This is a genomic window from Corynebacterium sp., from assembly GCF_030538285.1.
In the GTDB taxonomy this organism is placed as follows: Bacteria; Actinomycetota; Actinomycetes; order Mycobacteriales; family Mycobacteriaceae; genus Corynebacterium.
Window position 1 is genome coordinate 1 of sequence record NZ_JAUNUG010000031.1, and the last position, 26261, is coordinate 26261.

Consider the following 26261-nt stretch of genomic DNA (forward strand, 5'->3'; position numbering starts at 1 on the left):
GTCTTCTTCGTGGTCTTCTTGGTGGCCTTGCGGGTGCGCTTGGCCGGGGCCGGCTCCGGCTCCTCCAGCTCGGCGGCGACCTTGGAGTAGATCAGGCCCTTCGGCTCGACGCCGAGCATGCACATCAGGGTCACTCCGTCCAGGAAATCCTGCGCGTAGGTGGCGACGATCCGGCGCGCGGACGCGGCGGTCTCCTCCTCGACGGCGTGCAGGGCCTCGGGGGTGGGGCGGGTGTCAGTGACCTTGGGCGGCACGGATCCTCCTGTAAAAGTGGTGGTCAGGGCACAGTAGATTAGCCATTCTACGCTACTGGCGCGGGTTTTTCCGCACTCGCCTGGTGGGGCGCTCTGCCAGCTGCTGGAAGGTGACGCGACGGGCGCGTCGGAAAGCTCGGTAGGGGCGCAGGGTCGGCGGACGACGCAGGCGGGCGGCGATCCACTCGCCGAGGACCACACCCGCCGCCAGGCCGGAGGCGATGGCCAGGGCGAGGGCGATGTTGGTGAACCCGGCCAGGGTCTGCTCGTGGAGGGAGGCGTACATGCCCCGGTAGACGGCCAGCCCGGGCAGGAAGGGGGTGATGCCGGCGACGGCGGTGATGAGCGGCGGGATGAGGAAGCGACGGGCGAGCAGGCCACCGGCCAGGCCGACGACGACGGCCGCCATCGACGACGCGATGACCGGGCCGGTACCCGCCGGAATGAGCACCAGGTAGTAGAACGCCGATCCGGCGGTGCCGGTGACACCGGAGAGCAGCACCGAGGACCACTCGGCGTAACAGGCGATGGCGAAGGCTGCGGCCGCCAACCCGCCGCACATCACGCGCACACCAATCGACGTGAAGTTCGGTGGGGCATAGGTCTGCAGGGGCGGCAGGGCGATGCCCAGCATGGACACCAGCTGGATACCGATACCCACGCCCGCGACGATCGCGCCGGTGAACAGCATCGTCTCAAAAAAGCGTGCCGACGCCGTCACCGGGGCCCCGGTGATCCCGTCCTGCAGTGACTGCACCAGCGTCAGCCCGGCCAGCAGGACGATGATGCCGGAGGCGATGACCTGGCTGGGGGAGTTCTGCACCCCGCGCTCCGCGGCCAGTGCGTAGATCACCGCCGCGGGCACGGTGGCGATGATCCCGCCGAAGACATTCTGGAAGAAATAGGGCAGCCGGTGGCGCTCCAGGAAGGTGTTCACCGACATGATGAGCACGGCGGTGAGGAAGGCGGTGCCCACCACGATCGGCCCACCGCCGAGCAGACCGGCGACCGCCCCGCCGAGCAGCCCCCAGCCCAGGATCGACGTGAACACGCCGTAGGAGGCGGGCCGGCGAGTGATCTCGTCGAGAATCTTCTCCGCCACCTCCGGCGGAGTGGCACCGGCCTGGATGGAACGGATGAGGCGGTCCACCTCGGAGAGGCGGGAGAAATCCAGGGTCATCTTCCGCACGACGCGGAACACCGACACCGGGGTTTTGCGGGTGGTGCCGATCTGGGTGAACGCCGTGATGGTGTTCATTGTGATGTCGATATGGCAGTAGTGCAGGCCGTAGGCGCCGGCGACGGCGTGGATCTGCGCCTTGGTATCCGAGTTCGAGGTCCCCGAGGACAACAGAATGTCACCGATTCGGACGGCCAGGTCCATGACGGCGGCGACCTGCGCCTGGTCAGTGAGGTCAATGGGCGCCAGAGGTGAGGGCGGCGGGGCGGCCTTGGCGGCATCAATGGTGGCGATGCGGCCCGATCCGGACAGCAGGCGGTCAAACAAGGAGGGCACGGCGCCATTTCTATCACGTATGGGGGCTGCGGTAGCATTTCGGGCAGGCGGGGTAGTTTTCCGCCGGTGCTGGAGTGGCGCAATCGGTAGCGCAACGGTCTTGTAAACCGTAGGTTGCGAGTTCAAGTCTCGTCTCCAGCTCGGATCGCATCGTGGTTGCTGGGCGTTTCCTTGTTTTGCAGGGGTGTTCCCGATTGAACTGGTGCGGACCATGGCACGGCAACTCGCGTTGCCCGGGGTTCGAGTCCCCTCCTCCTTTTAACACAGGGTGGCTGCCGCCCGGAATCTCCTGGCGTTGGCCTGCAGCCCGGCCCGAGCCCGCACCAGGTGCGGGGGACGCCCCGACCACCCGGGCTCGCCTGGCCAGCGCCAAGGTGTTGGAGCAGAACTCCGTGTTGGCGCAGATCCGCATGCTCGAGGCACTGCCGCCGGGGTCGACCGTAGAATGGTCGGCGACCACCTGATCCCGCACAACAGGAGAACTAAAGCGCATGGCCCCCATCAGGATCGCGATCGTCGGTTACGGCAACCTCGGCAAGTCCGTGGAGAAGCTCATCGGACAGCAGCCCGACATGGAGCTGGCGGGTATCTTCTCCCGCCGCGACAGCCTCGACACCGAGGCCGCGGTGTGGCCGGTCGCCGAGTTCGGCTCTTACACGCAGCGTTTCGACGTCGCCGTCCTCTGCCTCGGTTCCGCAACGGACATCCCGGAGCAGGCACCGGAGTTCATCCGGCACGCGAACACCGTCGACACCTACGACAACCACCGTGATGTCCCCCGCCACCGCGCGGAGATGGACCAGGCAGCGCGTGAGAACGGCACCGTCGCGATCGTGTCCACCGGCTGGGACCCGGGCATGTTCTCCCTCAACCGCACCATCGCCCAGGCGCTCCTGCCGGGCGGGCAGCAGCAGACCTTCTGGGGTCCGGGCCTGTCCCAGGGCCACTCGGATGCGGTGCGCCGTGTCGCAGGTGTGAAAAAGGGCGTGCAGTACACCATCCCCTCCCCGGAGGCTCTCGACGCCGCGCGTAAGGGCGAGGAAGGCCTGACCGGCAAGCAGGCCCACCTGCGCCGCTGCTTCATCGTCGCGGATGAGGCGGATCAGGAGCGCATCGAGAACGAGATCCGCACCATGCCCGATTACTTCGTCGGCTACGAGGTGGAGGTGAACTTCATTGACGAGGCCACCTTCGACTCCGAGCACACCGGCATGCCGCACGGCGGTCATGTCATCACCGCGGGTGACACCGGCGGCTATGTGCAGTCCATCGAGTACAACCTCGAGCTGGAGCGCAACCCCGATTTCACCGGTGCCTGCGCCCTCGCCTACGCCCGCGCGGCCCACCGCCTGCGCGAGGCCGGCCAGTCCGGCGCCTACACCGTGCTCGAGGTCGCCCCGTACCTCATTTCGCCCACCCCGCTGGACGAGCTCATCGCACGCGACGTGTAGTCGGATCCTGCACCGGGATGAGTAGCAGGGCGCCGACCAGTAGCACCAGGCCGATGCCGAGGATGCCGAAACGGTCGGCGCCGCCCAGGGTGACAAAGAGGCCGAAGGCGATGGGGGACAGCCACGACACGGCTCGCCCGGTGGTGACATACAGCCCGAAGAGCTGCCCCTCCGTGCCCTCCGGCGCCACGCGCGAGAGGAAGGAGCGGGCGGCGGACTGGGCGGGGCCGACGAACAGGCACAGCACCAGGCCGAAGATCCAGAACATGGCGGGGCCCTCCACGAAGTAGAGCACGCCGGCCGCGCCGATCATCAGCACCAATGAGGCGATGATGATGGGCTTAGGGCCGAGGCGATCGTCGAGAAGCCCGCCCAGCATGGCGCCCGCCGCGGCGGCGACATTGGCGGCGACGCCGAAGATGAGGACATCACCCGGGCTGAGCCCATAGACGGTGACGGCGAGGATCGCGCCGAATGTGAACACGCCGGCCAGGCCGTCGCGGAACACGGCGGAGGAGACGAGGAAGTAGACGGCGTTGCGGTCACGGTGCCAGAGCTCGCGGATGGTGCCGATGAGACGTCGATAAGCATCCACGACGCCCTCCGTGGCGGCCGCACCGCTGGGTGCGATCTCGGGCACCCGGAACAGCACCGGCAGGGCGAAAACGCCGAACCACACGGCCGCGAACACGGCCACCAGGCGGATGTTTAGCCCGCCCTCGGTGGGCAAAGAGAAAATGCCGCCCTCGCCGGCGACGAAACCGAAGTAGCAGATGAGCAACAGGATGATGCCGCCCGCGTACCCCATGCCCCAGCCGTAACCGGAGACACGGCCGACATTATCTTCCGTGGAGATCTGGTTGAGCTGCGCGTAGTAGTTGACCTCCGCGAACTCGAAAAGCACCGAGGCGATCGCCATGATGATGGCGCCGATCCAGAAGTAGACGGGGGCATCATTGCGTACCACGAACAGGGAGAACATCAGCGCCACGGTGACAAACGTCCACACCGCCAGGGAGCGGCGGCGCGTTCCGTGCAGATCCGAGCGCTGCCCGATGATCGGCGCCACCACCGCGATGAGGACACCCGCCACCGCCATCACCCAGCCGTACAACGTGGCCGGCGTGTAGGCGGTGTCCAGCGTCGCGCCCACCGAATCGGTGAGGTAAACGGAGAAGATGAAGGTCACCAGCACGGCGTTGAAGGCCGCGGACCCCCAGTCCCACAGGGCCCAGGAGGTGACGGTGACCCGGTCGGTGCGCATGGTGCTCATGTCGCGAGTTTAAGACGGAATTCGCTCCAGCGCAGCAGCAATGAGCTTCTCCCTCGCGCGCGCGTCGAGGGGGACGTGGTGGACGTGGTCGTGCGCCCACAGGCCGTAGGCGATCAGTTGTACGAGGTAGGCGTCGGTGGATTCGGGTTCCGGCATCCACCGCTTATCGACGTCCGCCCACACCGCCTGGAAGTCGGGGTGCTGGCGGGCGTCGAGAAGCATGAGCAGTTCGGGGAGATCGGCGTTGCGCCCCATGGACATCAGGACCGCGCGCAGGCGCTGGGCGGGGCTCAGTTCGGCGGCAGGGGCCTCGGCGAGCTCCTCCAGTTCGGCTTCCCACAGGCTGGCGAGGTGCGTATGCACGCCCAGGAGCAGTTCCTGGCGGGAGGGGAAGTGGTAGATGATGCCCGATTTAGACAGGCCGGTGGCGGTGGCCAGCGAGTCGTAGCTCAGGCCCGCCAGGCCCTCTGCGCCGACGAGCTCCACCGCGGTGGCCAGGATCTGTTCGCGTTTACTCCGGCGCATGGGCCCCCCTCGGGTTGCCGCGGAAGAACCAAGCGCTGATCAGCGCGCAGGCGGCGGTGAACACGGCGAGGAAGGTGAGAATGGAGAAGTAGGCCCCGTCGTAGGCCGCCCCGTCGAGGGCCGCGCCGGGCCGGGCACGCAGCTGGTAGAGCACCGGCAGGAGGGAACCCAGGATGGACACCGACAGCAGGGTGCCGAACTCATAGGACACGGATTCCACGCCCGCGGCCATGCCGGCGCGGCGCACCGGGGCGGAACCGATGATCGCCGTCGAGGACACCGACATGATCGCACCGGCACCCGCGCCCACCATCGCCAGACCGGCGACGAACAGCGGCAGCATATGGTGGGTGCCCGCCCACGTAGCCAGGCCCACGCCCGCCGCGGCCAGGGCGAAACCGCCCGCGATGAGCGGGATGAACCCCACCCTGTGCAACACCGCCCCGCCCAGCAGGGAGAAGGGGAAGGCCGCCAGGGTCACCGCGATGACCAGCAGACCAGCCTCCAGCGGGGAGTAACCGAGCACCAGCTGGAAACGCTGGGTGGTTAAAAGCTCCAGGCCGGAGACTGCGAACATCGCACCTGCCGCCGCCAGGACACCGCCGGTGAAGATGGGGGAGGCGAAGACGTCGAAGGTGAGGAGGGGATCATCCAGGCGGCGCTGGCGGCGGGTGAACAACCACGCGCCGATGACCGTGAACACGGCCGCCGCCAGCAGCAGCCACCACGTGCGCGCCGGGTTGGCCAGCTCCTTGATTGCCGTGACCAGGGCAGCCAGTGTGATCAGGGCGTAGAGGGAGCTGGGGAAATCCCAGTGCTTGGCGCGGTTGGGCATGTTTGGCGGGGCGATGGCGATGGTGAGGATGATCGCCGCCACCACCACCGGCACGTTGATGAGGAACACCGATCCCCACCAGAAGAACTCCAGCAGCACGCCGCCGACGACGGGGCCGAGAGCCGCCCCGACCACCGCCACCGACGCCCACACGCCGATCGCCGTGTTGCGCTCCTGCTCATTGGAGAAGGTGATGCGGATGAGCGCCAGGGTGGCCGGCATCATCGTCGCGGCGCCGAGGCCGAGGAAGCCGCGGGCCGCCACGAGGAACCACGGGCCGGGGGCGAAGGCGGCGGCCAGGGAGGCCACGCCGAAGATGCTCAGGCCGATGAGAAACATCAGGCGATGCCCGATGCGGTCGCCGAGGGTGCCGGTGCCCAGCAAAAGCCCGGAGATCACCAGGGCGTAGGCGTTGATGATCCACAGCGCCTGGGTGTCGGTGGCGCCGAGCTGTTCCCGCAGTTCCGGCAGGGCGGTGTAGAGGATCGAGTTGTCCAGCCCGACCATGAGCAGGCCCAGTGAGATGACCAGCAGGAACGTCCACCGCTGGGCGGGGGTGGAGTCGATGTTGTCGAGGTGTTTCACGTCGCGTAACTGTACCGACCGTTCATTACACTTACAACTTAGCGCATGTACGCTCGGGCGCATGGCCCCTAACTTCGCACAGCAGCTCGTCGACACCCTGGAAGCCCACGGTGCGAAACGCATCTACGGCGTCGTCGGCGACAGCCTCAACCCCATCGTCGACGCCATCGCCGACTCCTCCATCGAATGGATCCACGTCCGCAACGAGGAGGCCGCCGCCTTCGCCGCCGGCGCCGAATCGCTCATCACCGGCCGCCTCGCCGTGTGCGCCGGCTCCTGCGGTCCCGGCAACCTCCACCTCCTCCAGGGCCTGTACGACGCCCACCGCAACGGCGCCAAGGTCCTCGCCCTGGCTTCCCACATCCCCAGCACCCAGATCGGCTCCAACTTCTTCCAGGAAACCCACCCCGAGGTGCTGTTCTCCGAGTGCTCCGGCTACTGCGAGATGGTCAACTCCGCCGACCACGGCGCGCGCCTCCTCCACCACGCCATCCAATCGACGATGGCCGGGGAGGGGGTCTCCGTGCTGGTGATTCCGGGGGATGTCGCCAAACAGGACGCCGGGGACCCGATGTTCCTGGAATCGACCATCGCCACGGGCCGTCCCGTGCTCTACCCGGACGCCCGCGAGGCCGCCGAGCTGGTGGAGGCCATCAACGCCGCCGACAAGGTCACGCTGTTTTGCGGTGAAGGTGTCAAGGATGCCCGCGAACAGGTCCTGGCCCTGGCCGAGAAGATCCATGCGCCCGTCGGCCACGCCTTCGGCGGCAAGATGCACATCCAGTACGACAACCCCTTCGACGTCGGCATGTCCGGCCTCCTCGGCTACGGCGCCTGCCACGACGCCATGCACGAGGCCGACCTCCTCATCCTCCTGGGCACCGACTTCCCCTACACCGAATTCCTGCCTGCGGGCAACGTCGCGCAGGTGGACATCAAGGCCTCAAACATCGGCCGCCGCACCACGGTCAAGCACCCGGTGGTCGGCGACGTGGGCGCCACGATCGACAACATCCTCCCGCACATCGAGGCCAAGACCGACCGCTCCTTCCTCGACGCGATGCTGAAAAAGCACGCCGACACCCTGGAGAAAGTTGTGGAGGCGTATACGCGGGACGTCGATAAGCAGATCCCCATCCACCCCGAATACCTCGCCCACGTGCTCGACGAGCTGGCGGACGAGGACGCCGTCTTCACCGTCGACACGGGCATGTGCAACGTGTGGGCCGCCCGCTACCTCACCCCCAACGGCCGCCGCGCCGAGATCGGTTCCTTCCGCCACGGCACCATGGCCAATGCCCTGCCGCATGCCATCGGCGCCCAGTTCGTCGACCGGAATCGCCAGGTCATCAGCCTCAATGGCGACGGCGGCCTCGGCATGCTCCTCGGTGAGCTGCTCACCGTCAAACTCCATGACCTGCCGCTGAAGATGGTGGTGTTCAACAACTCCTCCCTCGGCATGGTCAAGCTGGAGATGCTCGTCGAGGGCATGCCCGAGCATGGCACCGACCACGAGGAGGTTGATTTCGCGGCCATCGCGGCCGCCGCCGGCATCCATTCCGTGCTTATCGACGACCCCGCGCGGTTACGCGAGCAACTCGCCGCCGCGTTGGCACATCCCGGACCCGTGCTTATCGACGTCCGCACCGACCCCGACGCCCTTTCCATCCCACCGTCTATCACGTGGGAGATGCTCATCGGTTTCTCGCGCGCGGCGACCCGCTCCGTCTTCGGCGGCGGCGTCGGTGACATGGTGCACCTGGCGCGCGCCAACCTGCGCAACATCGGCGCGGCCGGCGCGGTATAGGCCCCCTCGGTGTTCCCACGTGGATTTGTGGGTGCCCAAGCGTTTCCCCAGGTCGCGGTAAAGGGCCCGCCCTTATGTGCGTGGGAACCCGGAGGAGGGTGCGGGACTACCCTGGCACCATGACCCCGACCGTCCGGATCGACCTCGCCCGCCTCGACGCGAACATCACCGCCCAACCCGGCCCGCTGCGCCCGCACGTGAAAACCCACAAGATCCCCGAAATCGCCCGGCGCCAGCTCGCGGCGGGAGCGCACGGCCTGACAGTGGCCACAGTGGGGGAGGCGGAGGTGTTCGCCACCGTGGCCGAGGACCTTTTCATCGCCTACCCCGTGTGGGCGGACGAACGGCTGCGCGCATTGGCCGAGCGGGTTCGGTTATCCGTGGGCTGCGATTCGCTGGCAGCGGCGCGGCGGCTGCGCGGAGCACAGGTCGGGGTGCTTATCGAACTCGACTCCGGTCACCACCGCTCCGGGATCCCCGTCACCGAACTGGAGGAACTGGCCCGCGGGGTGCTCGACCTGGGCCTTGACCTACGCGGCGCCTTCACCTTCCCCGGACACTCCTATGCCCCAGGTGCGCAGGAGCAGGCGGCGCGCGACGAGGATGAGGCACTGTCGGCGGCCGGGGAGATCCTCCGCGCCCTCGGGGTGGCGGAGCCGGTGCTCTCCGGCGGCTCCACGCCCTCGGCCCGCTACTCGCAGGTGGCCACGGAACGCCGCCCAGGCGTCTACGTGTTCAACGACGCGCAGCAGCTGGAGCTGGGGGCCTGCGGCTGGGCGGGTATCGCCCTGACGATCGCGGCGCGGGTGACCTCGCGCCGGGCGGACCTGCACCAGGTCATCGTCGACGCCGGTTCCAAGATCCTCGGCTCCGACCGCCCCGCCTGGACCACCGGCTACGGGCGCATCATGGGCACCCCGGACGCCCGGATCACTGCGCTCTCCGAACATCACGGCACCATCGCGTGGCCGGCCGGGGAACCGCTCCCGGCGATCGGGGAAGAACTGTCCGTGGTGCCCAACCACGTGTGCCTGGTGCTCAACCTCGTCGACGAGGTGGAGGTCATCGAGGGCGGGCACGTGGTGGACCGCTGGGCAGTGGCGGCGCGCGGCATGAATTAGTGGCCGCGGAGATATTCGCCCAGGTAGGGGAGGGCGAAGTCGACCAGGCCGTGCCCGCTCGGGGTGATCAGCCCGCGTTCGATGAGGCGCCGGCGGTAGGTGCTCTGCTGGTTGGCGGGGATGCCCATGGTGGTGGCGATATCCCCGGTGGGCGTGGGGGCCCCGCTGGCGGCCATCACGTCGAGGTATTCGCGCTCGCGCTCCGGCAGGCCGCGCAGCGCAGGCTGGTGCACCTGCATGCCGATCCTCTCGCGCACCTGCGGCAATGCCCGCTGTACGGCGTCTTCGCTGATGGTCTCACCCTCGGCGAAGACCCAGGGAATCGAGCCGATGACCTGGATGAGGTAGGCATAACCCCGGCAGGCCGACACCGCCAGTCGCAGGCCAGCGTCGCTGAAGGTGCGGCCCCCGGTCCGGGCGGTGGCCTGGAGCGTGTCAGCGACCTGAGAATCCGGGAGGGGACCGTGCTGGATGGGCATGGCGCGGCGCAGAAACGTCGTACCGGGCAGATCAAGGAGCTCTGCGATCTCGAAGGGCAGTCCCGCCACCGCCATGGCGACAGGGAGTTCATCACGGACGAGGTCCTGCAGGGCGTCGCTAAGTAGGTGAAGATCGTCGGGGGCAGCCGATTGCAGTTCGTCGAGGGTGAGGAGGAGGCCGGAGCCTGCGGCGGCCAACTCTGTACAAGCCTCGCGAAGGCGGGTGCTCAGAGAACCGATCCCGGCGATGGACCCGCCGGTGATGGGCCTTCGCTGCGACCCATGTCCGAGTTCCCGGAGCAGGCGGGGGAGTGCTACATCCCGGAGTTCGGTGAGCATGTCCTGGGAGGCCGGAACCCTGATCACCCGCCAGCCCGCGGAGGTGGCCTCGCTCTCCAGGAGGTTGAGCAGCACGGTTTTGCCGGCGCCGCGGGCACCGCTGATGAGGGTGAAGCGATAGGGGGAACCGGGGCCTTCGCGCAGGGCCATGCCGACGCTGGCGACCAGGCCATCGCGGCCGGCCACCACTGCGGGGGTGATTCCGAAGCTGGGACGAAAAGGGTTCACGCTACCTCCTGTACGATTTGTACGATTTCAACCCCGCCCCTTGCGCTTGACGCTGCGTCAAGCGGCACACTGGGAACCGTGACCGAGTACACCATCGGCGAGGCCGCCGACCTCCTCCGCATCACCACCCGCACCCTGCGCCACTGGGACCACATCGGGCTGCTCAGCCCGGGGTGGCGCACCCACGCGGACCACCGCCTCTACACGGCGGAGGACCTTGACTCCGCCTGGCAGATCCTCATCTACCGGGAGGCCGGGGTGCCGCTGAAAGAGATCGCGGAGATTCTCGCGGAGCCAGCATCGGCGCGGGAGGCCCTTACGCGGCAGCGCGACGTGCTCACCGAGAGGATCGGTCACCTGCACCGGATGGCCCGGGCAGTGGATGACCTGTTAAAGGAGGAACAACCCATGTCCATCGAGGACCGCATGAAGCTTTTCGGCGAGCAGTGGAAGCCGGAGTTCCAGGATGAGGCCGAGCAGCGGTGGGGGGATACCCCGGAGTGGGAGCAGTCGCAGGCCAAGCAGGCGCAGATGAAGGATGCGGACTGGCAGGATGTCAAGCGCGAGCTCGATGAGTTCGTCGCTCTGCTTAGCGACGCCGCCGCGCGCGGCGTGGAGCCGGGAAGTGGAGAGGCGAAGGTGATCGTCGATAAGCATCGGGCGAGTATCCGGCAGTTTTACGACGTATCCGCCGCGAAGCAGGTGCTGTTGGCGCGGATGTACGTCCACGACGCGCGTTTCGACGCCACCTACCAGGGCCATTCCGCCTACCTGCTCACGCTCATCGAGGCGCAGGCGCAGCTCGAGGGCGTGGACCTGGAAAACGTCGCCTGGGAATAAGTCTCAAAGGTAGTTCCCAGACTTCGTTCAGCGGCGGGGGCGGGAAGTGGTGGACAATGGTGCCCATGACAGACCCTTCCCAGAACCCGGTCAAGGTGCTCGTCGTCGATGACGAGCCCAACATCGTTGAACTGCTCAACGTGAGCCTGAAGTTCCAGGGCTTCGACGTGCACACCGCGTCCTCCGGAACCGAGGCCCTGCGGATCGCCCGCGAGGTCCACCCGGACGCCTACATCCTGGATGTGATGATGCCGGGCATGGACGGCTTCGAGCTGCTGACCAAATTGCGCAGCGAAGGCCTCGACGGCCCCGTCCTCTACCTCACCGCCAAGGATGCGGTGGAAAACCGGATCCACGGGCTGACCATCGGCGCCGATGATTATGTGACCAAGCCTTTCTCCCTGGAGGAAGTGATCACGCGGTTGCGGGTCATCCTGCGGCGCGGGCACATCAAGGACCAGGAGGACGGGGACGCGACGATCACCTACGCGGACCTTACCCTCAACGACGAAACTCACGAGGTGACCAAGGCGGGCAAGATCGTCGAGCTCTCGCCGACGGAGTTCAATCTGCTGCGGTACCTCATGCTCAACGCGGAGGTGGTGCTGAGCAAGTCGAAGATCCTCGACAACGTGTGGCACTACGATTTCGGCGGCGACGGCAACGTCGTGGAGTCTTATATTTCTTATCTGCGGCGCAAGATCGATACCGGAGATGTGCCGCTCATCCACACCGTCCGCGGCGTCGGTTATGTCCTGCGGACCCCGCGCCAGTAGATGACCCCGTACCCCGCCTACCCGGATTCGCCGGAACCTGCCCCGGAGCCTTTGCACCCGACGCCGGTGCCGTCGAAAAGCGCCTGGCCGCTGCGGACATGGCTGGTGGTGATCATCGTGCTGCTGTCGGGGCTGGGATTGGCGGCGAGTTCGGTGGCGGTGTCGTCGATCATGCGCGAAGTGATGTACTCGCGCGTCGACGAAGACCTGGTCAACTCCCTCGGTGGGTGGGCGCGGAGTTCGGAGATCTTCAACACGGAGGCGTCCTCGCGGCCGCCGTCGGATTACGTGGTGATCAAGTTGTTTGAGGACGGGTCGTCGGTCGTGTTCAACGATCCGGGCTCGTTGCCCCGCTTATCGACGGTCACCGTCGGCGGCCCACCCCAAACCGTCGATTCTGCCCCCGGCGCCGACTACACCACCAGCTGGCGGGCCATCGCCCACCGCGAAGCCGGGGTGACCACCGTCGTGGCGAAGGATCTCACCCGCGAACGCACTCTCCTCTACGGCCTGGCGATGGTGCAGCTGATCATCTCCCTGCTGGTCCTGGCGGTGCTCGCGCTGCTCAGCTACTACGTCGTGCGGCAGGCGATGGCCCCGCTGCGCGATGTGGAACGCACCGCCGGAGCCATCGCCGACGGCGACCTCGATCGCCGCGTCCCCGCCTGGCCACGGTCGACGGAGGTCGGTCAACTCTCTCACGCGCTCAACTCGATGATCGGGCAGCTGCAGACTTCGGTGGAGTCCGCCCAGAGTAAAGAGGAACAGATGCGCCGCTTCGTCGGCGACGCCTCCCATGAGCTGCGCACCCCGCTGACCTCGGTCCGCGGGTACACCGAGTTGTACCGCTCCGGCGCCACCGACGACGTCGACATGGTGCTCACGCGTATCGACGACGAATCCCGCCGCATGTCCCTCCTCGTCGAGGATCTCCTCGCGCTCACCCGCGCGGAAGGTTCCCGCCTGGAACTGAAGACCGTTGACCTGCTGGAACTCTCCCTGTCAGTGGCCAGCTCGGCGCGCGCCGCCTTCCCGGGGCGCCAGGTATGCGTGAAAAACGAGACCTCCTCGGTCCCCGTCGTCCGCGGCGACGCCTCCCGCCTCCACCAGGTGCTGCTCAACCTCATTTCCAACGGGCTCAACCACGGCGGGCCCGGCGCGGAGGTCACCGTCGAACTGCGTCTCGACGCCGCCGACGTCATCATCGCCGTCAGCGACAACGGCCGCGGCATGCCCAAAGACGTCGCTGCGAAGGTCTTCGAACGCTTCTACCGCCAGGACTCGTCCCGCTCCCGCACCTCCGGTGGCTCGGGGCTGGGACTGGCGATCACCAAGTCGCTCGTGGAGAAACACGGCGGCACGATTACCGTGGACTCTGAGGAAGGCGCCGGCTCGAAATTCACCATCCGGCTGCCGCGCAAGGACGAGCAGGAGGACTAAATGGACTGGCGGGAGTTTGTGCACCGGGTGGAAGAATCCCCCGTCACCGGGTGGGTCTTCGCACTCCTGCTGGTCATCGCCGGTCTGATCATCGGATCCCGGGTCGCGCGGGCGATCCGCGCGCTGGGCCGCGAACGGGGGAGCGTGGCCACCGCCGTATCACTGGTGGCGCGGGTGGTGCAGTCAATCATCGTCATCATCGCGATCGCCACCGCCCTCAACATCGTCGGCATCGACCTCGGCCCCGTCCTCGCCAGCGCCGGCGTGGTGGGCATCATCGTCGGTTTCGGACTCAAGGACATCGCCGAGAACTACATCGCTGGCGTCATCCTCGCCTTCCGACGAGTCTTCCTCATCGGCGACGAAATCATGGTCTCCGACAAACTCACCGGCCGCGTCGAGGAACTCTCGCTCCGCTACATCCGGCTGCGCACCCGTGACGGGCTCCGCGTCTACCTACCCAACGCGGCGATCCTCAAAGAACCCCTGGTCAACCTCACCCGCAACGGCTCCCGCCGTGGTGAGTTCCACATCGCCGTCGTCTACGACACCGACCTCGACCGGGCACGGGGCATCGCGGAGCGGGCCGTTGAGGCCCTCGACGGCTTCGGGCCCGAATCCCGCCCCGCCGCATACGTCACCGAATTCGGCACGGCGGCCGTCACACTGCTCATCCACTACTGGTACGACCCGGACCAGTCCGCGCCCGGCAAACGCAGCCGCGCCATGATCGCCGTGAAGAACGCCTTCGACGCCCACGGCGTGGAGACCCCCTCCTCCGCCGTGGAGGTCAAGCTCGGGCCCGGCCACGAGATGTTCCCGACTGACCCGGTGGATTAGGGGTGGTGGGGACCCAGCCTGATTCTCTTACATCGGGGTTTCGCTGACCTGGGGTTATGCGCGCGGCCAGGCTCGGGGAGGTAAGAGAATCAGGGCGGGCCTGGGTACCAGCGGTGGCCGCGCCCGCTGACCTGGGGTTATGCAGCCGCCCCGCCCCGGCGCGGTAAGAGAATCAGGGCGCCTAGTCCGCTTCGGCCTCCAGTGCGGCGATGGCGCCGGCGACGTCGAGCTTCTCCACGCCGTGCTCATCGGGATCCAGGTCCGCGGCGTCGCCGAGCATGCGGCGGACGTAGTTGACGTCTTTGTCGCCGCGGCCGGAGAGGTTGACCAGGTAGACGCGGCCGCTGCGGCCCTCGGCCTCGTCCTGTTCGGCTAGCTTGAGGGCGTAGGCCAGGGCATGGGAGGACTCGAGTGCCGGGATGATGCCCTCGTAGCGGGTGAGCGTTCGGAAGGCCTGCAGAGCTTCGGCGTCGGTGGCGCCGACGTAGGTGGCGCGGCCGGTCTCCATGAGCCAGGCGTGCTCGGGGCCGATGCCGGGGTAGTCCAGGCCGGCGGAGATGGAGTGGGAGTTGAGCACGTCCTCCTCGCCCTCGCCGAGCATGACGTAGGAGCGGGAGCCGTGGAGGATGCCCACGCGCCCGCGGTTGAGGGGTGCGCCGTGCTTGCCGGAATCGAGGCCCTCGCCGGCGGGTTCAACGCCGATGAGCTCAACGTCGGTGTCGTCGTAGTACTCGGCGAAGGCGCCGATGGCGTTGGAGCCACCGCCGACGGCGGCGATGACGGCGTCGGGAAGCCGGCCGACCTCGGTAAGCATCTGCTCGCGCGACTCCTTGGAGATCACCCGGTGGTATTCCTTGACCAGGGAGGGGAAGGGGTGCGGGCCGGCGGCGGTGCCGAGCAGGTAGTGGGTGTCCTCGTAGGACTCGACCCAGTCGAGGAGGGCGACGTCGACGGCGTTCTGCAGGCCGTTGCCTCCGTCTTCGTCGACGGCCACGACCTCGGCGCCCATCAGCCGCATGCGGTAGACGTTGGCCTGCTGGCGGGCGATGTCGCGGGCGCCCATGTAGATGGTGCAGGACATGCCGAAGCGGGCGGCGGCCATGGCGGTGGCGGTGCCGTGCTGGCCGGCGCCGGTCTCGGCGATGAGTCGGGTCTTGCCCAGCTTCTTCGCCAGCAGTGCCTGCGCCATCACCTGGTTGCCCTTGTGCGCCCCACCGTGGACGAGGTCCTCGCGCTTGAGGAAGATCCGCGCGGATCCCTTCCCCTTGCCCTGGCGCGGCAGGTTGACGCACTCGGTCACCGGGGTGGGTCGGCCCAGGTAGGAGCGGTAGAGCTTGTCCAGGTCGGCGATGAACTCCGGATCCTCCAGGGCTTGCGCGTAGGCGCGCTCCAGCTCATCGAGCACGGGGTAGAGCATGGGCGGGACGAACTGGCCGCCGAACTTGCCGAAGTAGGCGGGCAGGATCGTCTCGCGGGCTTCGCCCTCGGGGATCTCAGGGTTGTCGTGCATGCGCGGGGTGAGGTTCATGCATGTAACTGTAGGCGGCGCCGAGGGCTCCTACCCCCTATTCGTAGGAAACCTGGTACGGGCCTTCACCGTCGCGGATGGTCTGACACGCGAGGGTCTGGTTCTCCTGGGTGATCTCGTAGCGGGAGAGCACCTCGTTGTTGAGCATGTGCGAGGGTCCGCCCGTCAGTGTGCACTGGCAGGTCCCGCAGTGGCCTTCCATGCAGGAGTACCAGGCGGGGATTGATTCGGCGATCAAGGCATCCAGCAGGGTCTGGTCCGCTGGCCAGGGGAAGGTGTATTTGGTGCCGTCGATGTCGGCGGTATGTGTCATGGGGTCCACTCCAGGGCGTCGAGGATGGCGTCGGCCTGGGCGGGCAGGTGTTCATGGCGCACGCCAGAAAGGTGCCGGACCTCCCCGAGTTCCCCCGACCAGGCGGGGACGATGGTGTCGGCGTCGGAGATCAGCGAGACCACCCGCGTACCCTCCGGAATTTTCGCGGGGAAAGGCTCGGCGCTCATGAGATCCCCGGCGCCGCGGCCCATGACGAGGGGGATGGCACGTCGCAAAGCGGGGCGCGGCAGCGGCAGACCGCGGAAGCAGGCACCTACGCCGACGAGGGTGCGTACCTCGAACTCGTGCGCCAACCGCAGGCCCAACAACCCGCCCAGGGAGTGGCCGACGATGTCGAAGGGGGTGGGGAGGGTGCGGCAGACGTCGATAAGCTCTTGCAAAGAATCATCAACGGTGACGGTGCCGCGCTGCCCGTATAACGGGGCAACCACGGGTGCGCCTGCCGTGACCAGCGCCGCGGCGGTGCGTTCGAAATTGCCGGGCGAGCCCATCAGCCCGTGTAGCAAAAGGACCGGTGTGCCGGGGCGTTCCGGTAGCGGCGGCAGGGTGCCCCGGTGCGGCACCCAGCGCAGCCAGGACATTGCTTATCGACGTCCCGTCGTATCCGTCCCCAGTTCCTTCCGGATCCGCGTCGCGGCATCGTCCATGAGCTCCGGGTCGGTGGCGTCCATGGCCATGGCACGGTGGAAGTCGTACTCGGCCATCGCATCAGTGGGGAAGACATGGATGTGGGTGTGGGGGACATCAAAACCGGCGATGATGTAACCGGCGCGGGAGGAATCGAAGGCCGCGCGCACCGCCTGGCCGACCTCCTGGGCGACCTCGTTGAGGCGGGCCCACAGGGCGGGGTCGAGGTCGGTCCACCGGTCAACCTCCTTGATCGGCACCACGAGCACATGGCCATAACGCAGCGGCTCGATGGTGAGGAAGGCGACGACCTCATCGTCGCGGTAGACGAAGCGGCCCGGAAGCTCGCCGTTGATGATCTTGGTGAACACGCTCATGCCGCCCAGGGTACCTAGCCCGACTAGACTTGAGTGCCATGCGCATTCTCGTGATCGGTTCGGGCGGCCGCGAACACGCCCTCCTTAAGGGCCTGGCCGCCGACCCCGCCACCACTGACCTCCACGTCACCCCCGGCAACGCCGGTATGAGTGGCCTGGCCACCGTCCACCAGGATGCCGGCAAGGTCGACGATCCGGCCGCCATGGTCGCGCTGGCGCAGGAGATCGGCGCTGAACTCGTCGTCATCGGCCCGGAGATCCCGCTGGTCGCGGGCGTGGCCGACGCGCTGCGTGAGGCCGGTTTCCGCGTCTTCGGCCCCTCCGGTGCCGCCGCCCAGATCGAGGGTTCCAAGCAGTTCGCCAAGGACGTCATGGCCGACGCCGGTGTGAAGACGGCCCGCGCCGAGCAGCTCGCCCCCGGTGCTTCCGATGCGGATATCGACGCCGCCCTTGACCGCTTCGGCCCCACCTGGGTGGTCAAGGACGATGGCCTGGCCGGTGGCAAGGGTGTCGTGGTCACCCCCGACCGGGAGGCCGCCCGCGAGCACGTCCGCGCCGTCCACGAGCTGGGCAACCCGGTGCTGCTCGAGTCCTTCCTCAACGGCCCCGAGGTGTCGCTGTTCTGCCTGGTCGACGGCGAAACCGTCGTCCCGCTCATCCCCGCCCAGGACCACAAGCGCGCCTACGACAACGACGAAGGTCCCAACACCGGCGGCATGGGCGCCTACACCCCGCTGCCGTGGCTCCCCGCGGATGGCGTGCAGCGCATCGTCGACGAGGTGTGCGTGCCGGTGGCCCGCGAGATGGTGCGCCGCGGCACCCCGTACTCCGGCCTGCTCTACGCCGGCCTGGCCTGGGACGCCGACGGCCCATGGGTCGTGGAGTTCAACGCCCGCTTCGGCGACCCGGAGACCCAGCCCATCCTCGCCCTGCTGAAGACCCCGCTGGCCGGGCTTCTCGACGCCGTCGCCTCCGGCACCCTCGCCTCCCACCCGGAGCTGGAGTGGGAGGACGCCTACGCACTGACCGTCGTGCTCGCCGCCGAGAACTACCCGGCCGGTCCTGTCACCGGGGGTGTCATCACCGGTGACGTGGTCGCGGATCCCTCCAAGGTGCTCCACGCCGGTACCGCGCGAAACGACGCCGGCGAGCTCGTCTCCGCCGGTGGCCGTGTGCTCAACATCGTCGGCGTCGGCTCCACCCTTCAGGCCGCCCGCGATGACGCCTACGCCACCATCGAGCAGATCCAGCTCGAGGGTTCCTTCTACCGCCGCGACATCGCCCTGCCGGCCGTGGAGGGAAAGATCACCCTGTGAAACCCCTGATCAGCCAGCGCGGCGAGGTTCAACCCTTCCGCGTCATGCAGATGCTCGACATCGTGCACCGCCGCGCCCGCGAAGGCAAGCACACCATCATGCTGTGCGCCGGGCAGCCCACCACCGGTGCCCCGGCCCCGGTGCTCGGCGCGGTGGAGGAGGCACTGCACTCCTCCGCCCTCGGCTACACCGAGGTCATCGGCGACCGCGACCTGCGCGAGACCATCGCCTCCTGGCACTCCGCTACCTACGGGGTGCGGACTTCTGCCGACAACGTCATCATCACCACCGGCTCCTCCGGCGGCTTCGTCGCCTCCTTCCTGGCGGTGCTCGACCACGGGGACAACGTCGCTCTGTCTTGCCCCGGCTACCCGGCATACCGCAACATCCTGGAATCGCTCGGGGCCCGCGTGGTCAACCTCGTGTGCGACGAGTCGACCCGCTTCCAGCCGACGGCCGCCATGCTCGAGGCGCTGCCCGAGCGCCCGCGCGCGGTCATCGTCACCTCCCCGGGTAACCCCTCCGGCACGATCATCGACCCGGAGGAGCTTCAGCGCATCGCCGCCTGGTGCGAGGACAACGACGCCGTGCTCATCTCCGATGAGGACTACCACGGCATGAGCTTCGGCCGGCCGCTGGCCACCGCCCGGCAATTCTCCGACCGCGCGATCGTCGTGGGCACCCTGTCGAAGTTCTTCTCCATGACCGGGTGGCGCGTCGGCTGGCTCATCGTGCCTGATGAATTGGTTACCCCGATCGAGAACCTGCAGGCCTCCCTCGCCCTGTGTGCCCCGGCGGTGTCCCAGGTCGGTGGCCGGGCAGCCTTTTCCCCGGAGGCCCGCGCGGAGCTTGACGGCCATGTCGAACGATACGCCGCCGCCCGCGCCGTGCTCCTGGAAGAACTGCCCAAGGCCGGGTTCACCACCATGGCCGAGCCCGACGGTGGCTTGTACCTGTGGCTCAACGTCGCGCATGTCACCGATGATTCCGAGGCCTGGTGCCACGAACTCATCGAGGAGATCGGTGTGGCGTTTGCGCCGGGCGTCGACTTCGACCCCATCGACGGACATCACTGGGTGCGCCTCACCCTGTGCGCCCCGGAGGAGGAGACCCGCGAGGCGATCCGTCGCCTGGGGGAGTACGTGCGGCCCTGAGGGGGTCGCGGATAGGTATATCTCGTCAGGTATATCTTCCCAGGTATCTCTCGAGTGCCGCGCCCCGCGCGGGCTCGGCCTCCTCGACCTATAGATGCCGAGGTATACCTGACGAGATATACCTATCGGCACCGCCCTGTGGATAACTTCACCCCGTTTTCGGGCGAGTTATCCACAGGTGGAAAGTACCCCTGTTGCGTGGCGGCCGGGGCGCTCATACTGGCGGCATGAGCGAGAAACTCCGCGAATTCATCAAGCCAATGCGCGACTGGAAGACGGCCACGCACCTCATCCATCTCCCTTCGTTAGCGCTCGGCAACCGAGCACTCCGGCAAGCGATCAAAGACGGTAGCTATCTGCGTCTCTGCCCAGAGGTGGTCGTGCCGACGCACGTCTGGGAGGGGTTGAAACCCTGGGAGAAGGAGGAGGTGTGCATCCAGGCGGTGGGCATGAGCGTAGAGAAGGCGGCGTTGGTGGGTAGGTCAGCGGCCCGCGTCCACGGACTCCCGGTCCCCGGCCGGGATGAGTACGTGGAGCTCAATCTCCCGGGGAGGAACACTCGACCCCCGAAGCGGCAGTGGCCGCGGACCGTCCATTACTGGTCCTCGCATCTGGCGGAGGAGAATGTCGTGGTGAGGAATGGATTGCGGGTGACGGATCTGCCGCGGACGCTTTTTGATCTGGCCCGGCGGCACGGGGTGGAGAAGGCGATCGTCAGTTTCGACGCGGCCTTGTCGCTCGAGGGGGCCACGAAGGAGATGTTGAGGGAGCGTTTCGACGAATACGGCCCCGCGCCGGGAATCGCGCAGGCGAGGGAGGCGCTGCGGTTGGCGGATCCGCGGGCGGAGAGTCCGTTGGAGTCCTGGGGTCGGGCACAGATCGTCACGGCAGATCTCCCGGAGTTGATGTCGCTGAAGGTCCAGCATCCGGTGCTGGGTGGGAAATACCGGATTGATCACGTGCTCAACGGGACCATCGCCAATGAGTTGCACGGGGATGTGAAGTATGACGGATCCACCGGGGCGGATGCGTTCACGCAGATGAAGAAGGATCGGGAGCGGGAGCGCATCCTGCAGAATGAGGGGTACACCATGCTTCATGCCGCCTACCGCAACCTGGTGACCATGCAGGGTGGGGAGTCCGAGTTTATCGGCATGGTGCGTCAGGCGCTGCGTGCCCAGCAGATAAAGGCGGCTTGAGACACCCCCGCGTGAGCTCATGCGATAATCAGGGGCGTGGCTGATAAGAAGAAGATCGCGAATGTCCTGTCCAACCGCTACGCCTCCGCCGAGCTGACGCACCTGTGGAGTCCGGAGTACAAGATTATTCTGGAGCGCCAGCTCTGGATCGCCGTGATGCGGGCGCAGCAGGGGCTGGGGGTGGATATCCCGAATGAGGCCGTTGATGCTTATGAGGCGGTGATCGACCGGGTGGATCTGGCGTCGATAGCTGATCGTGAGCGGGTGACCCGCCATGACGTGAAGGCGCGCATCGAGGAGTTCAACGCCCTCGCCGGCCATGAGCACATTCATAAGGGCATGACCAGCCGCGATCTGACGGAGAACGTCGAGCAGCTGCAGATCGTCCGTTCGCTGGAGTTCATCCGCGATAAGTCCGTTGCCGTGGTGGCCCGCATCGCGGACCGCGCCGCCCAGTACAAGTCCCTGGTCATGGCGGGTCGCTCCCATAACGTGGCGGCGCAGGCCACCACGCTGGGCAAGCGTTTCGCCACGGCTGCCGATGAGATGCTGGTGGCCATCGAGCGCACCGAGAATCTCCTTTCCCGTTACCCGTTGCGCGGCATCAAGGGCCCGATGGGTACCTCGCAGGACATGCTGGATCTGATGGGTGGGGATGAGGCGAAGCTCGCCGCCCTGGAGACCAACATCGCTGATCACCTGGGTTTTGCGCGCATCTTCGACTCTGTCGGCCAGGTCTACCCGCGTTCCCTCGACTTCGATGCCGTCTCCGCCCTGGTGCAGCTGGGTGCGGGCCCGTCGAGCCTGTCGCACACGATCCGCCTCATGGCCGGCACGGAGACCGTGACGGAGGGCTTCAAGGAGGGCCAGGTCGGTTCCTCGGCGATGCCGCACAAGATGAATGCCCGCTCGTGTGAGCGCGTCGGTGGCCTGCAGGTGATCCTGCGCGGTTACCTCACGATGGTCGCTGATCTGTCGGGCCAGCAGTGGAACGAGGGCGATGTGTTCTGTTCCGTCATCCGTCGCGTCGCTCTGCCGGATGCGTTCTTCGCGCTGGACGGCATGTTCGAGACGTTCCTCACCGTCCTCGATGAGTTCGGGGCTTTCCCGGCGATGATCAACCGCGAGCTGGAGCGCTACCTGCCGTTCCTGGCGACCACCCGCATCCTCATGGCCGCGGTCCGCGCGGGCGTCGGCCGGGAGACCGCACACGAGGTCATCAAGGAAAACGCCGTGGCCGTCGCGCTGAACATGCGTGAGAACGGCGCGGAGCAGGATCTCATCGAGCGCCTGGCCGCGGACGAGCGACTGCCGATGTCCCAGCAGGATCTCGACGCCGCACTCGCCGACAAGCACGCCTTCATCGGCGCTGCGGAATCGCAGGTTGAGCACGTGCTGCGCCGCGTTCAGGTGCTTGTCGACGCCCACCCCTCCGCCGCCCAGTACAAGCCCGGAGAGATTCTGTAATAGACTCCCCAGTCATGCGTCCTGAGCTGTCTGATTACAACCACCTCTCCGCCGGCAAGGTCCGGGAGATCTACGAGGTGGATGACACCACCCTGCTGATGGTCGTCTCCGACCGCATTTCAGCCTACGACCACATCCTGGATCCGGAGATCCCGGACAAAGGCCGGGTGCTCACGGCGATGAGCGTGTTCTTCTTCAACGCCATCGACTTCCCGAACCACCTCGCCGGTCCGATTGATGATCCGCGGATCCCGGAGGAGGTGCTGGGCCGGGCGCTCATCGTGAAGAAGCTGAAGATGCTGCCGTTCGAGTGCGTGGCCCGCGGTTACCTCACCGGTTCGGGGCTCAAGGAGTACCAGGCCGACGGCACCGTCTGCGGCATTGAGCTGCCGGAAGGTCTGGTCGAGGCGTCGAAGCTGCCGGAGCCGATCTTCACCCCGGCCACCAAGGCGGAGCTCGGTGATCATGATGAGAACGTGAGCTTTGAGGCGGTCGTCGAGAAGCTCGGGGAAAAGCGCGCCACCGAACTTCGCGACGCCACCCTGCGCATCTACTCCGAGGCCGCCGCCCTGGCCGAAGCCAAGGGCATCATCCTGGCGGACACGAAGTTCGAGTTCGGCCTCGACGAGGACGGCACCCTCGTGCTTGCCGACGAAGTCCTCACCCCCGATTCTTCCCGCTACTGGCCCGCGGACAGCTACGAGGAGGGGAAGGTGCAGCCGAGCTTCGACAAGCAGTATGTACGCAACTGGCTGACCTCCCCTAAGTCCGGCTGGGAGCAGTCCAATGACACCCCGCCGCCGGCGCTGCCGGGCTCGGTGGTGGAGGCCACCCGCGAGCGCTACATCGAGGCCTACGAGCGCCTCTCAGGTGAAAAGTTCTGCACCTGGGTCGGCGAGTGCGTGTAATTCACGCCTGAACTGCTAAGGGGGCCCCGAGCGTGTGCTCGGGGCCCCCTTGTCATTGGTTAGTACAGGATGGCTGTGGTGTGAATGACTCCGTCAAGCTCGACATGGTCCACATAGATTTGGGTGATGCCGTTGTAGAGGGTGGGCTTTGCCTGCATCCATTCCATCTGACCTGTGGATTCGGCCAATCCATCGCACATCACGAAGGCGGCTACCGAATCGTTGGATTGCTCCGGTAGCTCGCCAGCGAACTGGAATTCGCTGGCGCACTTATTGTCGTCAATGGGGGTGGAAAATGCCGTGGAGTTCCTGTCGATCTCGTAGATGCCCACCATCTCGGGATCCCACTCCACCGTCGCGAAGGGGAAGATCCGTTCCAACTCGAAGTTAATGGCTTCCGCCCGGGCCAGGAACTCAGGAGATTCACCGGCAGGAACTACCGGGAGCAGTGGGTCGATGAGAGCTTGCTCAAGTATCTCTGCATCGGTTAATTCGGTGAGTTCAGGCGATTCGGTGGAGTCCGTGGGCTCAGGAAGAAGGTCGTCCGTTGCGGCAGGGAACTCAAGAGCGGGCTCATCAAGAAGCAGGTCATCGAGAGAATCCTGCTGGGCGGTGCCGGGGCCAGCGAAGGCGATCGCGCACAGTGCCGTTGCGGCGCTGATCGCAGTGACGCGCATGAGAAGCTTCATGATCCTGAGGATAGCTCAGTTAAGGCAGAAAAGACACAGGGGGATATCAGTTGTTCGACCTCGCCACTATAAGGCAGGTGATTAGGAACATTGTTGCAGCCTGTGCAGAACCGAAAGCTGCCCTCCGACCACGCCCTATTAAGATCGGTGGGCATGACTTCCATGCCGCCGACCGCCCCGCGCCACCCCATCACCCGTGAGTTCCACGGGCGAACATTCACTGATGATTTTGAGTGGATGCGTGACAAGGAGTCCCCGGAGACCCTCGCTTACCTCGAGGCGGAAAACGAGTACACGGCGCAGCAGACCGCTCACCTGGAGGATCTCACCGAGGAGGTCTACACCGAGATCCGCTCGCGCATCAAGGAGACGGATATGTCCGTCCCACAGCGGGCCGGCGACTGGTGGTACTACGGCCGCACCATCGAGGGCAAGGACTACGGCCTGAGCTGCCGCATCCCGGTGGTTGAAGGCCAGGACCCGTGGGTGCCGCCGGTCATCCCGGAGGAGGGCCGACCAGTGGGTGAGCAGGTACTGCTCGATCTCAACGAGTTGGCCGAGGGACACGAGTTCTTCTCCATCGGGGCGTCCTCAGTGACTACCTCGGGCCGTTTCCTGGCGTACTCCGTCGACACCACAGGAGATGAGCGTTTCACCTTACGCATCAAGGATCTGGAGTCTGGCGAGTTACTGCCGGACGTCCTGGAGAACATCTACTACGGCGCCACCTGGGCGGGGGAGGAGCACCTGTTCTACCAGCGTGTTGATGCTGCCTGGCGCCCCGATTCGGTGTGGCGCCACCGCATCGGCACCGACCCGTCTGAGGACGTATGCGTCTACCGCGAGGCCGATGAGCAGTTCTTCACGGGCGTGGGCGCCACCCGCTGCGAGCAGTGGCTGGTCATCGAGGCCGCCTCCAAGATCACTTCCGAGACCCGTGTCCTGGAGCTGGATAACCCGGAAGGTGAGTTCCGGGTGCTGTGGCCGCGCGAGAAGGGTATCGAATATGCCGTTGACCATGCGGTGATCGGTGGGGAGAGCCGGTGGATCGTCACCCACAACGCCGCCGGTGCGAACTTCGAGGTCGGCGAGTGTGGGATCGACGAGCTGCCGCACCTGCGGGATCTCAACGTGCTCATCCCGCACCGCGATGACTGGCGCATCGAGGGCGTCGACACGTTCCGCGACTTCATTGTCGTTGCTTATCGACGCGGCGCCATCGGCCGCCTGGCCCTCATGGTTCTGCCGGAGACCGGCTACGGGCACTTCTCTGAGCTGGAGTTCGACGAGGAGCTTTACACGGCCGGCTCGTTGGGCAACCCGGAATGGGACGCCCCGGTCATCCGCATCTCTTATGGCTCCTTCACCACCCCGGCCCGGCTCTATGACTACCGCGTGGCCACCGGCGAGTTCACTCTGCTCAAGGAGCAGGAGGTGCGTGGCGGTTACGATCCATCTGAGTACACCGCCTACCGGCTGTGGGTGACCGCAGAGGACGGCGCGGAGATTCCCGTCTCCATCGTGCACCGCGCGGACCTCGACCGCACGCAGCCGCAGCCGGCGTTGCTCTACGCCTATGGGTCCTATGAGTCGAGCATTGATCCCGGCTTCTCTGTCTCGCGGTTGTCGCTCATGGACCGTGGCATGATATTCGCCGTCGCCCATGTCCGTGGCGGCGGTGAGATGGGCCGCAGCTGGTACGACAACGGTAAGCAGTTGAGCAAGAAGAACACCTTCACCGACTACATCGCGGTGGCCGACGCACTTATTGCCAAGGGATTTACTGCCCCCGACCGTCTTGTTGCCGAGGGCGGCTCCGCTGGCGGCATGCTGATGGGCGCGATTGCTAACATGGCTCCGGACCGTTTTGCCGGCATTCAGGCGGTGGTTCCCTTCGTCGACCCGCTGACCTCCATGCTTAAACCTGAGCTTCCTCTCACCGTCACTGAGTGGGATGAATGGGGCAACCCCTATGAGGACGCTGAGGTCTACGACTACATGGCTTCGTATGCGCCTTACGAAAACGTGGAGGCGAAAGATTACCCGGACATCATCGCCATTACCTCGCTCAACGACACCCGCGTGCTCTACGTCGAGCCAGCCAAGTGGATCGCCCGGCTGCGGGCGACGGCCACTGGTGGCGAGTTCCTGCTCAAGACCGAAATGAGTGCTGGTCACGGAGGTGTTTCCGGGCGCTACGCCCGGTGGCGTCAGACGGCCTTCGAATACGCCTGGACGTTGCACGCTTCTAGGGCTGTGAAGGTCTGAGCTTAGATTAAGTGCAGGTTTTTCGGGGGGAAATCTCGGGGGGCAGGCGGCGTCCGACAGGGTGACCTGGGCCACTAGATTTTTG

24 protein-coding genes and 1 tRNA gene are annotated in these 26261 nt (G+C 66.4%); 14 read left to right on the forward strand and 11 right to left on the reverse strand.

All coding sequences use genetic code 11. The features are described 5' to 3' along the window. Positions 1–254: hypothetical protein (locus tag Q4G50_RS10370; RefSeq protein WP_303377590.1), on the reverse strand; the 254-nt coding region annotated here is incomplete at its 3' end. A 52-nt stretch (positions 255–306) separates the two neighbouring features. Further along, positions 307–1770, reverse strand: coding sequence for a threonine/serine exporter ThrE family protein (locus Q4G50_RS10375; protein WP_303377591.1), 1464 nt, complete (start codon positions 1768–1770; stop codon positions 307–309). 68 nt (positions 1771–1838) lie between these two features. Between Q4G50_RS10375 and Q4G50_RS10380 the strand changes: the two genes are divergently transcribed. Both Q4G50_RS10380 and Q4G50_RS10385 read left to right on the forward strand, forming a co-directional pair. Then, positions 1839–1911, forward strand: a tRNA-Thr gene (locus Q4G50_RS10380). 350 nt (positions 1912–2261) lie between these two features. Continuing rightward, positions 2262–3221: a diaminopimelate dehydrogenase gene (locus Q4G50_RS10385; protein WP_303377592.1), complete on the forward strand. Its 960-nt coding sequence runs from the start codon at positions 2262–2264 to the stop codon at positions 3219–3221. On the opposite strand, the gene Q4G50_RS10390 is transcribed toward Q4G50_RS10385, so the two are convergent. From Q4G50_RS10390 to Q4G50_RS10400, 3 genes are read right to left on the reverse strand one after another with little or no spacing between them, the layout of a single operon-like run. Continuing rightward, positions 3202–4494 carry an MFS transporter gene (locus tag Q4G50_RS10390; RefSeq protein ID WP_303377593.1) on the reverse strand — a complete coding sequence of 431 codons (1293 nt, stop codon included), beginning with the start codon at positions 4492–4494 and terminating at the stop codon, positions 3202–3204. The two genes, Q4G50_RS10385 and Q4G50_RS10390, sit on opposite strands and share 20 nt — an antisense overlap. Before the next feature lie 9 nt (positions 4495–4503). Further along, on the reverse strand, positions 4504–5019 hold the full coding sequence (locus Q4G50_RS10395) for a TetR/AcrR family transcriptional regulator (RefSeq protein WP_303377594.1): 516 nt from the start codon (positions 5017–5019) through the stop codon (positions 4504–4506). Then, positions 5006–6502, reverse strand: coding sequence for an MFS transporter (locus Q4G50_RS10400; RefSeq protein ID WP_303377595.1), 1497 nt, complete (start codon positions 6500–6502; stop codon positions 5006–5008). Before Q4G50_RS10400 ends, Q4G50_RS10395 begins: the two co-directional genes overlap by 14 nt. On the opposite strand from Q4G50_RS10400, the gene Q4G50_RS10405 reads away from it, so the two are divergent. Then, the gene (locus Q4G50_RS10405) at positions 6501–8246 is read left to right on the forward strand and encodes a pyruvate dehydrogenase (protein ID WP_303377596.1); all 1746 of its coding nucleotides are present in this window, start codon (positions 6501–6503) and stop codon (positions 8244–8246) included. The genes Q4G50_RS10400 and Q4G50_RS10405 overlap by 2 nt on opposite strands. A gap of 119 nt (positions 8247–8365) precedes the next feature. Next, positions 8366–9367, forward strand: coding sequence for an alanine racemase (locus Q4G50_RS10410; RefSeq protein WP_303377597.1), 1002 nt, complete (start codon positions 8366–8368; stop codon positions 9365–9367). Here the strand turns inward: Q4G50_RS10410 and Q4G50_RS10415 are convergent. Then, the gene (locus Q4G50_RS10415) at positions 9364–10413 is read right to left on the reverse strand and encodes an ATP-binding protein (RefSeq protein ID WP_303377598.1); all 1050 of its coding nucleotides are present in this window, start codon (positions 10411–10413) and stop codon (positions 9364–9366) included. The genes Q4G50_RS10410 and Q4G50_RS10415 overlap by 4 nt on opposite strands. 78 nt (positions 10414–10491) lie before the next feature. Here Q4G50_RS10415 and Q4G50_RS10420 point away from each other — a divergent pair, with 78 nt between their 5' ends. The 4 genes from Q4G50_RS10420 to Q4G50_RS10435 all read left to right on the forward strand — a co-directional run bounded on the left by Q4G50_RS10420 (position 10492) and on the right by Q4G50_RS10435 (position 14309). After that, positions 10492–11253 (forward strand): MerR family transcriptional regulator, encoded by a 762-nt coding sequence (locus Q4G50_RS10420; RefSeq protein WP_303377599.1) that lies wholly within the window; start codon positions 10492–10494, stop codon positions 11251–11253. Positions 11254–11318: 65 nt separating this feature from the next. Next, a complete protein-coding gene (locus Q4G50_RS10425) occupies positions 11319–12029 on the forward strand; it encodes a response regulator transcription factor (RefSeq protein WP_303377600.1) in 711 nt (236 codons plus the stop codon). Further along, complete coding sequence (locus Q4G50_RS10430; RefSeq protein WP_303377601.1) at positions 12030–13469, forward strand: cell wall metabolism sensor histidine kinase WalK; 1440 nt, start codon at positions 12030–12032, stop codon at positions 13467–13469. Next, entirely contained in the window at positions 13470–14309 is an 840-nt protein-coding gene (locus Q4G50_RS10435; RefSeq protein WP_303377602.1) for a mechanosensitive ion channel family protein, read from the forward strand. Between the two features lie 181 nt (positions 14310–14490). Here the strand turns inward: Q4G50_RS10435 and trpB are convergent, their stop codons facing one another. From trpB to Q4G50_RS10455, 4 genes are read right to left on the reverse strand one after another with little or no spacing between them, the layout of a single operon-like run. Then, the gene (trpB, locus tag Q4G50_RS10440; RefSeq protein WP_303377617.1) at positions 14491–15819 is read right to left on the reverse strand and encodes a tryptophan synthase subunit beta; all 1329 of its coding nucleotides are present in this window, start codon (positions 15817–15819) and stop codon (positions 14491–14493) included. 55 nt (positions 15820–15874) lie between these two features. Further along, positions 15875–16150 carry a 2Fe-2S iron-sulfur cluster-binding protein gene (locus Q4G50_RS10445; protein WP_303377603.1) on the reverse strand — a complete coding sequence of 92 codons (276 nt, stop codon included), beginning with the start codon at positions 16148–16150 and terminating at the stop codon, positions 15875–15877. After that, positions 16147–16752 carry an alpha/beta fold hydrolase gene (locus Q4G50_RS10450; RefSeq protein ID WP_303377604.1) on the reverse strand — a complete coding sequence of 202 codons (606 nt, stop codon included), beginning with the start codon at positions 16750–16752 and terminating at the stop codon, positions 16147–16149. Before Q4G50_RS10450 ends, Q4G50_RS10445 begins: the two co-directional genes overlap by 4 nt. A gap of 3 nt (positions 16753–16755) precedes the next feature. Further along, positions 16756–17175: an HIT family protein gene (locus Q4G50_RS10455; protein ID WP_303377605.1), complete on the reverse strand. Its 420-nt coding sequence runs from the start codon at positions 17173–17175 to the stop codon at positions 16756–16758. A 38-nt stretch (positions 17176–17213) separates the two neighbouring features. On the opposite strand from Q4G50_RS10455, the gene purD reads away from it, so the two are divergent. The 5 genes from purD to Q4G50_RS10480 all read left to right on the forward strand — a co-directional run bounded on the left by purD (position 17214) and on the right by Q4G50_RS10480 (position 23219). Continuing rightward, positions 17214–18491 (forward strand): phosphoribosylamine--glycine ligase, encoded by a 1278-nt coding sequence (purD, locus tag Q4G50_RS10460; protein ID WP_303377606.1) that lies wholly within the window; start codon positions 17214–17216, stop codon positions 18489–18491. Between the two features lie 44 nt (positions 18492–18535). After that, positions 18536–19645 (forward strand): pyridoxal phosphate-dependent aminotransferase, encoded by a 1110-nt coding sequence (locus Q4G50_RS10465; protein WP_303377618.1) that lies wholly within the window; start codon positions 18536–18538, stop codon positions 19643–19645. Between the two features lie 227 nt (positions 19646–19872). Then, positions 19873–20844, forward strand: coding sequence for a hypothetical protein (locus tag Q4G50_RS10470; protein ID WP_303377607.1), 972 nt, complete (start codon positions 19873–19875; stop codon positions 20842–20844). A 27-nt stretch (positions 20845–20871) separates the two neighbouring features. After that, entirely contained in the window at positions 20872–22311 is a 1440-nt protein-coding gene (gene purB, locus Q4G50_RS10475) for an adenylosuccinate lyase (protein WP_303377619.1), read from the forward strand. A gap of 14 nt (positions 22312–22325) precedes the next feature. Then, positions 22326–23219 (forward strand): phosphoribosylaminoimidazolesuccinocarboxamide synthase, encoded by an 894-nt coding sequence (locus Q4G50_RS10480; protein WP_303377608.1) that lies wholly within the window; start codon positions 22326–22328, stop codon positions 23217–23219. 59 nt (positions 23220–23278) lie between these two features. Here Q4G50_RS10480 and Q4G50_RS10485 read toward each other — a convergent pair whose 3' ends face one another. After that, positions 23279–23908: a hypothetical protein gene (locus Q4G50_RS10485; protein ID WP_303377609.1), complete on the reverse strand. Its 630-nt coding sequence runs from the start codon at positions 23906–23908 to the stop codon at positions 23279–23281. 153 nt (positions 23909–24061) lie between these two features. Between Q4G50_RS10485 and Q4G50_RS10490 the strand changes: the two genes are divergently transcribed. Next, positions 24062–26176, forward strand: a complete 2115-nt coding sequence (locus Q4G50_RS10490) for a S9 family peptidase (protein ID WP_303377610.1) — start codon at positions 24062–24064, stop codon at positions 26174–26176. The last annotated feature ends 85 nt before the right edge of the window (positions 26177–26261 follow it).